Origin of the sequence: Brevibacillus sp. NSP2.1 (genome assembly GCF_000470975.2) — a bacterium.
GTDB classification, from domain to species: domain Bacteria; phylum Bacillota; class Bacilli; order Brevibacillales; family Brevibacillaceae; genus Brevibacillus; species Brevibacillus agri.
Genome location: NZ_CP048274.1, coordinates 4,572,933 through 4,585,205, shown reverse-complemented (window position 1 = coordinate 4,585,205; position 12,273 = coordinate 4,572,933). Strand labels below are relative to the sequence as shown.

Annotated in this window: 14 protein-coding genes and 1 riboswitch; of the genes, 10 read left to right on the top strand and 4 right to left on the bottom strand. The window is 51.7% G+C overall.

What is annotated here, in order from left to right; all coding sequences use genetic code 11:
* Positions 1–433: 433 nt before the first annotated feature.
* The 3 genes from M655_RS22240 to M655_RS22230 form a co-directional block, all read right to left on the bottom strand.
* Complete coding sequence (locus M655_RS22240) at positions 434–2,035, bottom strand: sensor domain-containing diguanylate cyclase (RefSeq protein WP_005835274.1); 1,602 nt, start codon at positions 2,033–2,035, stop codon at positions 434–436.
* Between the two features lie 219 nt (positions 2,036–2,254).
* A complete protein-coding gene (locus tag M655_RS22235; RefSeq protein WP_007780729.1) occupies positions 2,255–3,718 on the bottom strand; it encodes a methyl-accepting chemotaxis protein in 1,464 nt (487 codons plus the stop codon).
* A 1-nt stretch (position 3,719) separates the two neighbouring features.
* Complete coding sequence (locus M655_RS22230) at positions 3,720–4,268, bottom strand: GNAT family N-acetyltransferase (RefSeq protein ID WP_005835270.1); 549 nt, start codon at positions 4,266–4,268, stop codon at positions 3,720–3,722.
* A gap of 161 nt (positions 4,269–4,429) precedes the next feature.
* Positions 4,430–4,513: riboswitch (cyclic di-GMP riboswitch) on the bottom strand.
* A gap of 283 nt (positions 4,514–4,796) precedes the next feature.
* Here M655_RS22230 and M655_RS22225 point away from each other — a divergent pair.
* The 8 genes from M655_RS22225 to M655_RS22190 all read left to right on the top strand — a co-directional run bounded on the left by M655_RS22225 (position 4,797) and on the right by M655_RS22190 (position 10,354).
* Entirely contained in the window at positions 4,797–4,979 is a 183-nt protein-coding gene (locus M655_RS22225) for a hypothetical protein (protein ID WP_005835267.1), read from the top strand.
* Positions 4,980–5,112: 133 nt separating this feature from the next.
* Positions 5,113–5,922 carry a TrmB family transcriptional regulator gene (locus M655_RS22220; protein WP_005835265.1) on the top strand — a complete coding sequence of 270 codons (810 nt, stop codon included), beginning with the start codon at positions 5,113–5,115 and terminating at the stop codon, positions 5,920–5,922.
* 125 nt (positions 5,923–6,047) lie between these two features.
* Positions 6,048–6,722 (top strand): AzlC family ABC transporter permease, encoded by a 675-nt coding sequence (locus M655_RS22215; RefSeq protein WP_005835263.1) that lies wholly within the window; start codon positions 6,048–6,050, stop codon positions 6,720–6,722.
* Entirely contained in the window at positions 6,713–7,045 is a 333-nt protein-coding gene (locus tag M655_RS22210) for an AzlD domain-containing protein (protein ID WP_007780718.1), read from the top strand. Before M655_RS22215 ends, M655_RS22210 begins: the two co-directional genes overlap by 10 nt.
* Before the next feature lie 56 nt (positions 7,046–7,101).
* Complete coding sequence (locus M655_RS22205) at positions 7,102–7,809, top strand: DNA alkylation repair protein (RefSeq protein WP_005835259.1); 708 nt, start codon at positions 7,102–7,104, stop codon at positions 7,807–7,809.
* A gap of 224 nt (positions 7,810–8,033) precedes the next feature.
* Positions 8,034–8,810, top strand: coding sequence for an amino acid ABC transporter substrate-binding protein (locus M655_RS22200; protein ID WP_005835257.1), 777 nt, complete (start codon positions 8,034–8,036; stop codon positions 8,808–8,810).
* A gap of 123 nt (positions 8,811–8,933) precedes the next feature.
* Positions 8,934–9,593, top strand: a complete 660-nt coding sequence (locus tag M655_RS22195) for an amino acid ABC transporter permease (RefSeq protein ID WP_005835255.1) — start codon at positions 8,934–8,936, stop codon at positions 9,591–9,593.
* A gap of 14 nt (positions 9,594–9,607) precedes the next feature.
* Positions 9,608–10,354: an amino acid ABC transporter ATP-binding protein gene (locus M655_RS22190; RefSeq protein WP_005835253.1), complete on the top strand. Its 747-nt coding sequence runs from the start codon at positions 9,608–9,610 to the stop codon at positions 10,352–10,354.
* Between the two features lie 58 nt (positions 10,355–10,412).
* Here M655_RS22190 and M655_RS22185 read toward each other — a convergent pair whose 3' ends face one another.
* The gene (locus tag M655_RS22185) at positions 10,413–10,679 is read right to left on the bottom strand and encodes a KTSC domain-containing protein (RefSeq protein ID WP_007780706.1); all 267 of its coding nucleotides are present in this window, start codon (positions 10,677–10,679) and stop codon (positions 10,413–10,415) included.
* A 449-nt stretch (positions 10,680–11,128) separates the two neighbouring features.
* Here M655_RS22185 and M655_RS22180 point away from each other — a divergent pair, with 449 nt between their 5' ends.
* Together M655_RS22180 and M655_RS22175 are read left to right on the top strand one after the other, a co-directional pair.
* Positions 11,129–11,455 carry a PadR family transcriptional regulator gene (locus M655_RS22180; RefSeq protein ID WP_007780697.1) on the top strand — a complete coding sequence of 109 codons (327 nt, stop codon included), beginning with the start codon at positions 11,129–11,131 and terminating at the stop codon, positions 11,453–11,455.
* Between the two features lie 4 nt (positions 11,456–11,459).
* The gene (locus tag M655_RS22175) at positions 11,460–12,209 is read left to right on the top strand and encodes a VanZ family protein (RefSeq protein ID WP_005835247.1); all 750 of its coding nucleotides are present in this window, start codon (positions 11,460–11,462) and stop codon (positions 12,207–12,209) included.
* The last annotated feature ends 64 nt before the right edge of the window (positions 12,210–12,273 follow it).

The following is a 12,273-nucleotide window of genomic DNA, read 5'->3' as shown; positions in this document are numbered from 1 at the left end:
AGTACATCAAAGGCGGCATACTAGAAGGCAAAACTGCATTCGCCAACGCCTTCCTCGATCGCTTTGGACGATTCGAATTTGTTGGTTACGAACTTTGTGCAAGGGACGCTATCTGTTTTCGATGCCGAAAAATTAAGCCAAATACGGCAAGTGCCGGTCGGGGAGTGGCCTACCCAAGTGTTTGTTGTGCCAAAATCGAGTGCGAACGAATAAGGAAGCAAGCCCTGATTTTGGCGTGATTTTGCGAAAGGCAGGAGGCTGAGTGTGAAGGCAGGAGGGCAGGAACACATACAGGCGGGAAAGCATAAAGCCACGAACACACGAACTCATGCCCACCCAACCAACAATTAAGCACCTCCCCAACACCCCCCGAAAGAAAGAACGACTGCACCCCCAACAGATGCAGTCGCCCTTTTCTCGCACAAAACTTTATTCAACAACCTTTCTCATTCGCAATTACAACCTTGTTCCTCCCAGACTCTTTCGCCTGGTACAAAGCCTGATCGGCCAGTTCGATGAGCTGTGTAGCGGAATCTCCGTGGAGCGGGCTGCTGACGATGCCGACCGATACGGTGATGGGCTGGCCCGTCGGATTTGTGCTGCTTTCCATCTGCGTTCGGATTTTTTCCGCGACGGACAAGGCTTCTGTGCTGGAAGCGCTGCGGAGCAGGGCGATGAATTCTTCGCCGCCGAAACGGCCGCAAATGTCGCTTTTTCGCACACAGCTTTTCATGATTTCCGCAAACTGCTTCAAGACTTCATCGCCGACCGGATGGCCGAAGGTGTCGTTGACGTGCTTGAAGTGATCGATGTCCAGCAGGAGGATGGAAAAGTTCTTTTTCTCTTTCGTCCACGTTTGCAAAATCTCTTCGACGGAACGGCGGTTCGCAAGCCCTGTGAGCACGTCGGTGGTTGCTTCGTGGGTCAAGCGGTCGGTTTTCTCTTTGATTTTTTTGGCCGCTGTCCGGAATGCTTTGGTCAATAAATCGGCCTCCCGGTTCCAATGGTGCTTGTCCGGGGGCAGCTCGACTCTTTCCGAGCCCATTTTGCTCATCAGATCGGCTAGGTGGACAAAAGGTCTGGCCAGCTTGTGGGCGAGCTGAATCACAATCAGAAGCAGGAACAGAGACGGAGGCAGCAAGTAGAGCAGCATCATTCGCACCTGGCTGTGCAGCTCGTTGTAAACGAGTTCCATCGGCGAAGTGACGATGACTCCCCAGCCGTTTGCCGGAACTTGCGCATACCCGGCCAGCAGGTGATCGCCGTTGATGCTCAACATCTGGTCGTAGCCGTTGTTGCCCGCGAGCAGCTTTCGTACGACGGGATTGGACTGGATGTTCTGGCCGATCTGCTGTTTGTCCGGATGGAACAGCAACTGTCCATTCGAGCCGACAATCGAATAAGACGAGCCGCTCGTATCTATCTCCGGGTTGCCGATAATCATGTTCAAAATGTTGTGATCCTGCAAATAGATCGTTCCCCCGACGAATCCGCGATACTGTCCGTCCTTGTCAAAGATCGGTTCGCTCATAAACAGCAGGAGGCGCTTGTACTTTTTGGAAATGTAGGGCGATGAGATGTAAGGCTTTTTCAATGCCAGTGCGTATTGCGCTTCCCTGGTCGTAAGCTTCTGTCCGACAGTGCCGAGCGATGGCGGGGACACACTGCGAACCGTTCCGGTTTCATCTACGACAGTAAGCGAGTTGAAGTAGTTGCCGCTTTTGCGAAGAATCTCCAGATGTTCGATGGCTTCTTGTTGCGTCCGTGAGGGATGGTCGATTAAAACGGTGGCGGAATAGCGCAGGCTGCTGCGCATGGATAGGAACAGGGAGTCGATCATTTGGCTCATTTTGCTTGCGCTCGAATAGTTAAGAGTGAGAGTCGTATCAATCAGCGACTTCTTTTTCGATTGATACGAGGCTACGAGAAGAATCGTCAGCGTCAACAGAATGGACAAGGAAACAAGACCCGTCAAAAGGGTAGTCAAACCAATCTTTTTCCCCTGGCTCGTTGGAAAACGATGAAAAACAGGCATATGGCTTAGGCCTCTCTTTGCGTTGGATCGATTCACGATGGAAGAGAACTGTAAAAATTCCATGTGTATTATAAGCGATACAGGCGGGACATGCTATGTAGAAAAATGAATTTTATAAAAAAATCTCGCCGATTCCACAATTATCCAGACATGCACGCAAAAAAACCGCCCTCTACAAAAGAGAGGGCAGTTGCATAAAAATCCAGCCAGCTTTGCTGCTTACGTATTCAAACCGCGAATTTGTTGCTCGATCTTTTCGAAGCCACCGGATACTTTGACGATTTCCTCTTTTTGCTCGGAGACGAGCACGAGGACTTCTTCGAGGCTTTCCTTGTTTTTGTCGGTGATGTCTGCGTTGACCTCGACTTTGGCGTTGACTTCCTGAATCATGCTGTGGACGTGGACGATGAACTCTTGCAGATTTTTCGTTTTCTCGGCGAAGTTGTGCATGTAGTTGTCCACGTTCGTAAACATTTCCTGAACCTCCATGATCCCTTCGCTGTTTTTCTCAAACGACAGTTGGGACTCGGAGATCATGTCGGAGACGAGCTTCATTTTTTCGCGAATCGTCATCAACAAGGTAGAGATTGATTCGGAGGACAGCTTGGAAGATTCGGCCAGCTTGCGCACCTCGTCCGCTACGACGGCAAAGCCGCGACCATGCTCGCCTGCACGGGAAGCCTCGATGGTCGCATTGAGCGCCAGCAGGTTGGTCTGTGCCGAAATTTCCGAAATCGTTTGGATGATTTTTTCAATGGATTCCGTTTCTTTGTTCAGCTCTTGGATCAGCTTGTTCGTGCCTTGAATGTCCTTGATAAAGCGCTCGAAGTCGTTGCCGATGTTGCTGATGCGCTTGCCGCTTTCATTGGTCGCTTCTTTGGTCGATTCTACGTATTCGTGCATTTCGGTCACGGAGCGGGTCATGTCCTCTACCTGGAGGTTGGTCGTGCCCATCTCGCGGCGCAACTCGTTGGTGTTGTCGGTCTGGATCGAGAAGGAGCGCATGATCTCCTGAAGGGCAGCCACTGTCTCCACCGCGCGGACGTTGACGCCATCTGTAACCTTGTTCAAATTCTCCTGATATTCCTGGACGGAGTTGAGCGATTCGTTGATCTGGTCCAAAATGCGCTGCAGCGACTCTTTGGAGGCGATCGCTTGCTGCTTTTGCTCCTCGCTTTCCCGCTGCAGCTTGTTGTTGAAAACTGCGTGCATCATGCTTGTCGCCGATACGAAGCAGAAGGCCAGCAAGTAGTACATCAAATGAACAGGATCGGACGTGTAGAAAATCGCTTCGCCGTTCGTCAGGAAATAGTAGGTGACGATCCCCATGGCTGCGATGATGGTCAAGATGTTAATCAGTTTGTCCTGATAAATGCCCATGACCGCGACGAAGAACATGATCGTCATGATGTTGACCAGCCAAGGATCGAGTCCCACGATGACGAACATGAAAATGCCGATGACAGCGAAGTTGAAAAACTTCATGAAGGGAGCCATCTTGTCCCGCCAGGCTGGCCGGTTGGAAAGGTAGGCAAAAGGTGCGAGCACCCCGTACAAAATCCCCAGCACGGTTAAAACGAAGGAGAACGGAACCCCCATGATGAGGTTCACGATCTGGACGATGGTAATGATGCTCGCAAAAACAATGACCACCCAGTTATTTCTTCTTTGTAAGAGTTCCATGTCAGCTAACCTCAACTTTTATTTGTTTGCAAAGCTCTTGATACCAGGCAAATTCGGGCTTGTCCTTGTTCAAATAGGCTTCTTGCAGGTGGAAGACGGTCGGAATGGCATTCGCCCCTTTGTAGAAGACCATCTCTTTCACTTGCGTCGCTCTGACGTTGTATTTACGGTTAATCAACTGAAAAAAAGCCGGATCTGCCAAACCGACTGCATGCGTATATCCGTGTTTTTCTGCATAATCGATCATGAGGGCAACTCCCCATCGTCCCAGCTTTCCGCGGAACTTGGGCAAGACAGCGAAACTGTCCACTTCGACAACTTTCATATCGCTCGTCAAAACATCCTGAAACAAATTTTGCAGATAAGCAGAAGATTTTTCATGTGGTGTAAATTCAAAAGTCCCGCCTGGTTCGTCCTCATCCGACAACAAAAGATAGACGTCGGAACCATCTTTGGCGTATTCCATCTCGAAGCCCATTGAGGTCCAGACACTTTCCTTGATTTGATGGAAAAGTGCCAAAGATTGTGCTGAATCAACCAGTTTGTACATAATACTCCACTCCATTTTTCTCTCTCTTTGTTTTTTCATGTACAAGTCTAGTGTTGATCGATAAAATGGCGCCTCCTTTCTTCCATGTGAGCATAAAAAAGGCCATTCCCCATGCGGAAACAGCCCAAAGTCACCATCATCTTCCTGCTATGCTCATGATGTATGGCAACCCGGCTGTCATGGTCAAAGACTTTAGACCCGTGGTTTTGCGTCGCCACCTTTCGATGACTTTGCCTTTGTCATTCATTTGCGAAAAATGTATAGAAGTGTCGAATTATGCAAAATATAATCCAAGAGAAACAATCTTGTCAAGTTTTGGTAGGGTAAAGTAACCGATTGTTCATAAATAGTCGGCTCCAAATTGGTAGTTTGGACAGAGAAAGATGCGAGGAAAAACAGAGAAAAGATAGGAACATAGTCAGGTTGTGCCGGGACTTTTGCCAATGGCCGACTCAGCTACTTGCGCCTGATGCGTAACAAAAATTTACCATCCGTCCGATAACTAGAAAGAACAGGAGGGATGCGAAAATGAGTCAGGCCAAAACGATTGAGTTTCACTTTTCCGGTGGCGAGCTGGTTAAGATCGAGACAACCGAGCCGGAAGAAATCATCCAAATGGTCGCCAACCAAAAGGATGGGTGGCTGCAATACGATGACATCGTGATTAATGTAAGAAACGTTTCTTACATTAAAGTGCGCGATCTCGCTTAGGCTGCTTGCTTGCCAAAAAGGCCCTCGTTCACGGAGGGTTTTTTTTATTTTCGCTTGTGCCGGGAAAAGCACATTGACAAAGGAACGAACCTGAACCTATAGTGAGTATAAAACTAACTACTAAGAGGTCGGGATGGAAGACATATACAAGGAATTGCAAAAGCTCGGATTTTCCCAGTACGAGTGCAAGGCTTACATCAGTCTGCTCAAGCACTCTCCGATCACCGGATACGAAATCAGCAAACGCTCTGGCGTGCCGCGCTCCATGATTTACGAAGTCGTGGGCAAGCTCGTTGACAAAGGGGCTGTTTACACCGTGCCTTCCGAGCCTGTCACGTATGCGCCGCTGCCAGCAAGAGAGCTGGTCCGCAGGCTGCGCGGGCAGTTCGAAGCGTCCTTCGACTATTTGGAAAAAAACTTGTCGGCCTTAGAGTCCGAGCAAGAGATCGACGTCATTCGGCGAATTAGCGGTGACGAGCTGGTGCTCATGGAAATGAGGCAAATGATCGAGCAGGCTGGCGAGGAAGTGTGGCTGTCGATCTGGGAGCCTCAGGTGCCTTTTATCCAGGAGGCGGTGGACAGACGAACCGAAGAAGGGATTTCCGTCTTTACCGTTTTGTTTGGACAGCAAGAGACGCGCGTAGGGACGACGTATCACCATGACTATATGGCGCCTGATGTGGCCGAGGAACGGATGGGCGGGCATCTTACAATCGTCGCGCGTGATCTGGAGGAAGTGCTGATCGCCAACTTCACGCCAAATACGGCTGCCTGGGCGGTCAAGACGAAGGATCCGGCGCTCGTTCTGGTCGCTGTCGAGTACATTCGCCACGATATTATGTTTGCGGAAGTGACAAAGGTGCTCGGCCCGGATAAGGTCGAAGCGCTCTGGCGCAGCAAGCCGGACTTGTACCAGGTGGTCACCGGGAAGAGATTCAAGTAAGCGGAGCGAAGCAGGAGGCAAGCGCGCAAGCCGGAGTGAAATAAAGAGAGAGTGAGGGAGAAGCAGTGGGGCGAGAACAACTGCAAGTAGAAGCATTGTCGAACGCGGGTGAGCAGGGAAGCTTCATGCAGGGGGTCAAGGATTGCATTCCAACCTTGCTCGGGTATTTGAGCATCGGGTTTGCGGCAGGTGTGCTGGAAAAGACCGCTGGGCTGAGCATCATGGAAATTGCCTTGATGAGCATTTTGCTGTACGCAGGCTCGGCGCAGTTTATTGCTGCGGGCATGATTGCCGCAGGAAGCTCGGCGATGGGAATTATCATTACGATTTTGTTTGTGAATTTGCGGCATATTTTGCTAAGCGCGGCTCTGTCGCCCTACTTCCGCCATCTGACGGCGTTTCGGAACATGCTCGTCGGTTCGCTTCTGACAGACGAGACGTTCGGGGTTGCGATCAACGAGGCGGCGAAGCGCAAGCAGATCGACGAAAAATGGATGCACGGTTTGAATGTGACGGCTTACCTGAACTGGATTGCGGCCAATTTGGCGGGAGCCTATTTCGGACAGTGGATCGCCAATCCCGAGCAGTTGGGCCTTGATTTCGCTCTGCCGGCGATGTTTATCGGCTTGCTGGTGCTGGCGATGATGAGCCGCAAGCAAATCCGGCTCGATATCGTCGTCGCCATCAGCGCAGTCGTCATTGCTGTAGGCGTGTCTGTCTTGTATCCGGGCAACCTTGGCGTCATCGTAGCTACGCTGTGCGCATCGACAATCGGGATGGTGATCGAAAGATGGAAGTGAGATGGGATATCTTCCTCATTATTGTAGGCAGTGCGCTGGTCACGTTTTTGCCGCGGGTGCTGCCCTTGATGGTGCTGTCGCGCATGGAGCTTCCCGCGTGGGGCGTCCGCTGGCTGCATTACGTGCCGATCGCGGTCATGGCTGCACTGGTCGGGCAGGAGCTGTTTTTGCAGGAGGGAAAGTTGTCGCTACTAGCCAATGTCGAGCTATTGGCGGCGATTCCGACGTTTCTGGTTGCGATCGTGACCCGCAGCCTGCTGGGCACGGTTGTCGTCGGGATGGTTTCGATCATGATCTTGCGCTACCTTTTCCCGCTCTTGTAGCAGGGAGAAAGCAGCCGGGAAATGGGTAAACTAGGAAAAAAGGGAGGCGGACGCGAATGACCGTGGAAGAAGTCATGCAACAGTTGGAAGCGTTGGGCACGGAGCAGACGAAGAAGACGTTCATGCGCCATGGCGCCAGGGAGCCGTTTTTTGGCGTGCGAATCGGCGACATGAAAAAGCTGGTGAAGGCAGTCAAGCGCGATCAAAAGCTGGTGCAAGCGTTGTACGAGACGGGCAATCACGACGCGATGTATTTGGCGGGCCTGGCGATCGACCCGCAGACGGTGACGAAGGAACAACTGCAAAGCTGGGTCAGGCAGGCGTACTGGTACATGCTGGCCGAGTACACGGTTGCGGGTGTTGCCGCCGAAAGCTCGTTCGCCCTGGAGCTGGCACGGGAGTGGATCGAAGCGGAGGAGGAGATGATTGCAGCTTGCGGCTGGAGCACGTACGCCAACTACTTGTCGATCACGCCTGACGAGCAGCTCGACCTGGCGGAAATCAGCGCCTTGCTTGCGCGGGTGAAGCAGACGATCCATCAGGAAAGAAACCGGGTACGCTATGTCATGAACCAGTTTGTCATCGCGGTTGGCGCGTCTGTCACGGAACTGCATGCGGAAGCGGTGCAGACAGCGGAAGCGATCGGAAAAGTCCAGGTGGATGTAGGCCAGACGGCGTGCAAGGTCCCGTTGGCGACGGAGTCTATCAAAAAAATCGAAGAGCGCGGCAAGATCGGCCAAAAAAGAAAGACGTGCATCTGCTGATCGGCTGCAGGACGAAAGCGCCTGCAAGCCCGTCTCGCGCGCGAACAGGCAAAACGCTGGGGAATCCGGCGTTTTTTGTTTAGGAATGCTTTTCCTGTGCGCTTTTCTTTGCTAAAGTCTCGACTCTTTTTGGATGATGTGCTATCATGATACCTTGTTAACGTATTACCACTTTATCAGAGTAAAAACAAATAGAGACTAGCCGAACTAGGGGGAGAATCACGATGAAAAAATTTGCTTTGCTGTCACTGCTTTTCGGAGCTGTCTTTTCACTGGTAGTGGGCTGCTCCAGCGAGAAAACAGGCGCTGACGCCAATAAACTGATTATCGGAATCGACGACAAATTTGCGCCAATGGGCTTCCGCGATGAGAAAAACGAGCTGGTCGGCTTCGATATCGACTACGCTCGCGCCGCTGGCGAAAAGATGGGCAAGCAGGTCGAGTTTCAGCCTATCGACTGGGGTTCCAAAGAATCTGAATTGAACAGCGGCCGGATTGATCTGATCTGGAACGGATACACGATTACGGATGAGCGCAAACAAAAAGTGCTGTTCACGAAGCCGTACTTGAAAAACGCGCAGGTCGTCGTGACGCTGGCCAATTCCGATATGACGAAGCTCGCGGATTTGTCTGGCAAAGTTGTCGGGCTGCAAAAGCTGTCCTCTGCCGCTGACGCTCTGAATGCAAGCGAGCTGAAAAACCAGGTGAAGACGATCACGGAGTTCCCGGACAACGTACTGGCTTTGAGCGACCTGAAAATCGGCCGCGTCGATGCCGTGGTCATCGACCAGGTCGTGGCGGATTACTACATGACCAAAGATCAGGGAACGTTCAAATTGTTGGACGAATCGTTGTCTCCTGAAGAGTACGGCGTAGGGGTGAAAAAAGGCAACGAAGCGCTGCTGAACGAGCTGCAAAAGGCGCTCGACGCGCTCAATCAGGATGGAACCGCCGCGAAAATCTCGGAAAAATGGTTTGGCGAGGATCGCGTATTGAAATAATGAAAGAAACGATGGCTTCGCCAGGAAGATGGGCGAAGCCACGCTTATGTCACGACGAAAAAACAAGGTCAGGCTCCTGCCAGGAAAGCCAAAGCCTGCCTAATCCACATAGGAGCATGAAATATGAGCGCAGACTACATCCTTTCGATTACAAAACCGATGCTGGAAGGAGCGCAGATGACGATCCTGCTGTTTTTGATCGCCATCGTGCTCTCGATCCCGTTGGGCTTTCTCATTACGTTAATGGCAAAAAGCAGCGTAAAGCCGCTGGCGTGGCTGGCACACACGTACGTGTACGTGATGCGCGGGACACCGCTGCTTTTGCAACTGCTGTTTATTTGCTTCGGGCTGCCGCTATTGCCCGGTATTGGCGAATATTTGGTGATGGATCGCTTTGTCGCTGCCTGCGTAGGCTTTGTGTTGAACTACGCGGCCTACTTTGCGGAAATTTTCCGGGGCGGGCTGTTGTCCATCGACAAAGGCCAGTACGAGGCGGCACAAGTGCTCGGCTTTAGCAAATGGCAGACGACGACCAAAATCATTTTGCCGCAAATGTTTCGCGTAGCGCTGCCCGCCGTGTCGAACGAATCGATCACGCTTGTGAAGGATACGGCGCTGCTCTATGCGGTCGCAGTGCCTGAGCTGTTGCATTACGCGCAAACGGCTGTGAACCGGGACTTTACGATCGTTCCCTTTTTTATCGCGGGCGTCATCTATTTGCTGATGACCCTCTTGTTGACTCTGTTCTTTAAATGGCTGGAAAAAAGATTTAAATTCGAATAAAGGACTGGCGTGAAATGGCGATCATTCAAGTAAGCAATCTGAAAAAATCGTTTGGCGAGCTGGAAGTTTTGAAAGATGTCTCGTTTGAGATTCAAAAGAACGATGTGGTCGCAGTGATTGGCCCGTCCGGTTCGGGAAAAAGCACGATGCTGCGCAGCCTGGTCTATCTGGAGCAGGTAAATGGCGGGAGCATCCGTGTCGCGGATGACTTTCTGGTGAAAGACGGCGTCTACAGCTCCAGCCAGCAGATCAAGCGGATCACGGGGAAGATGGGGATGGTGTTCCAGCACTTCAACTTGTTTCCGCATCTGACCGTGCGCGAAAATCTGGAGATTGCGCCGCAGGTGGTCAAGGGGGAGCCGGAAAACGTCATTCGCGCGCGAAGCGGGGAGTTGCTGGAGAAGGTCGGGCTATCAGACAAGGCAAACGTCTATCCCGCCAAGCTGTCAGGCGGCCAAAAGCAGCGCGTGGCGATTGCCAGAGCGCTCATGATGAACCCGGACATTTTGCTGTTCGACGAACCGACGTCTGCGCTCGATCCCGAACTGACGGGCGAAGTGCTCCAGGTCATCAAACAGCTTGCCTCCGAGCATATGACGATGATGGTGGTCACGCATGAGATGGGCTTTGCAAGAGAAGTAGCGAGCCGGATTATGTTTATGGATAATGGAGAATTTGTCGAGTCGGGAACGCCGGAAGAGCTGTTTACGAATGCGCAGCACGAGCGGACGCGCGCCTTTTTGCAGCGGGCGTTGAAATAACAAAGCAGCCCTCTGGAGGCTCCCGGAGGGCTGTTGCGTGCCCGGCCCACGGCTTGAATTACATGACCTGGTAGTGCAAATAGCGTTGGCTAATAAACGAGTGAAAATGCTCACTGAACGAATCGGCATTCAGGAAGGCGTTGTAGGCATAAGGGGAGACTTTGCAGTAGACAAATTCGCGGCCGTCGTGAAACTGGATGTAAAGGTGTTGCGACTCCAAGTCGTAGCGGGTGGCTTTGATGAGGTCGGAATCCAGTTGCTTGTACTTGGGCTCTTCTTCGGTCTTGTTTTTACGAGAAAACCATTGGCGAAAAAAAGATTTCACTTCGCGCCATACTCCTTTTTGTCTATTTCTCCGAGGCTTTTATTTTACTCAAAAACTTGTATTCGGAATATAAAAATAACGCACCGATGACAAAATGAGCCAAGAGAACCGTATGTAGAGCATAGTGTGGAAGGGTAGCAAGCATGTGTATTCCTCCTGTTTGAGAGAATGAAGTCACAAAATGAAAGGCGACTCGCGTGTGCTGCTCGGGACATCTTCCTTCTGCCCGGTTCTTCGGACCTGTATTCTAGTTGTGGAGCAAGGAGGAATTTTCTGAACCATCCTGTCGATCTATGGAAGTGCTTGTCGAAAATAGTCTATATTACCTATTTTATTTTTGCCAATAGTAATTTAGGATCAATAAATGTTGTCGTTTTTCTTTTTCAACTACCTTGTAACACGATGTATAATGTGCTACTCTCTACTCAGGCTTGGAAGGAGTTGTTACTGTGAACAAGGAGTTGCTGAAAGGGAGCATTGATCTTCTGCTGCTCTCGCTGATTGCGCAAAAGGATCAATACGGCTATGAGCTGGCGAAAAAGATCCGCGAGAAAAGCGAGGAAGTCTATGAAATCGGGGAAGGGACGCTGTACCCGGCTTTGAAGCGGCTGGAGAACCAGAAGGCCGTGGAATCGTACTGGGGCGAGTCGAAGGAAGGCGGTCGCCGCAAGTATTACCGCATCACCAGGGAGGGGCAAAAGCTTTTGGCAGACAAGATGAAAGACTGGCAGAGTCTGACGCGGCTGGTTGCGCTCTGCAACGAGGGAAGTGAGTAGGACCGTGAAACTGGAAGAATACGTCGATCAAGTCGTCAATGGTTTGCCCTGCTCCAGGCGGGAAAAGCAGGACGTGAAGGACGAGTTGCTCGATCATGTGACGAGCATGAAGCAAGAGTTGATGGAGGAGGGCTATGCGGAGCAGGAAGCGGCTGCGCTCGCTATCCAGCGCTTTGGCCCTGTGGCTGAGCTGAAAAGCCAGCTTGCTGCGTCCATGCCGCTCATCGACAAGTACGTGCGCAAATGGGTGCTGGCTTTGTTCGGCCTCTATGTAGCGGCTTGCAGCTATTTGCTGCTGCTCTCGCCGGACAGGTGGCACCGCAGACGGTTCACGCTCGAATGGAAGGAGCGGATGCTGCGGCACGGCGCCCCGGAGTACACGTATATTTTTCAAAATACGAAGCCGATGCGCACGCTATTCGACTACGTGTTCCACTACGAGCATTACAGCGCCTATACGATCGCGTACAACCTGCTTGGCAACATCGCGCTGTTCATGCCGCTCGGGCTGCTGCTGCCGTTGTTGTTTGCGTCGTTCCGAAATAGGCACCGCGTGTTTTTCACGGCGTTGTTCGCCAGTCTGGCGATTGAGTTTTTGCAGTTTTGGCTTGCTTTGGGCAGCTTCGATGTCGACGACCTGCTGCTCAACGTGCTGGGCGGCCTGTGTGGATACGGACTGTTCCGGGCGGGCGCGGCATTTGTGTACAGGCAGCGGAGCAGAGAAGCGGACAAGTCGTTTTCCACGCTTTCATGAGCAGAAAAAGGGGATGGCGGTCGAGCCTTTGCTGCCTGCCAGCGCAAGAAGATCGCGGGAGAAG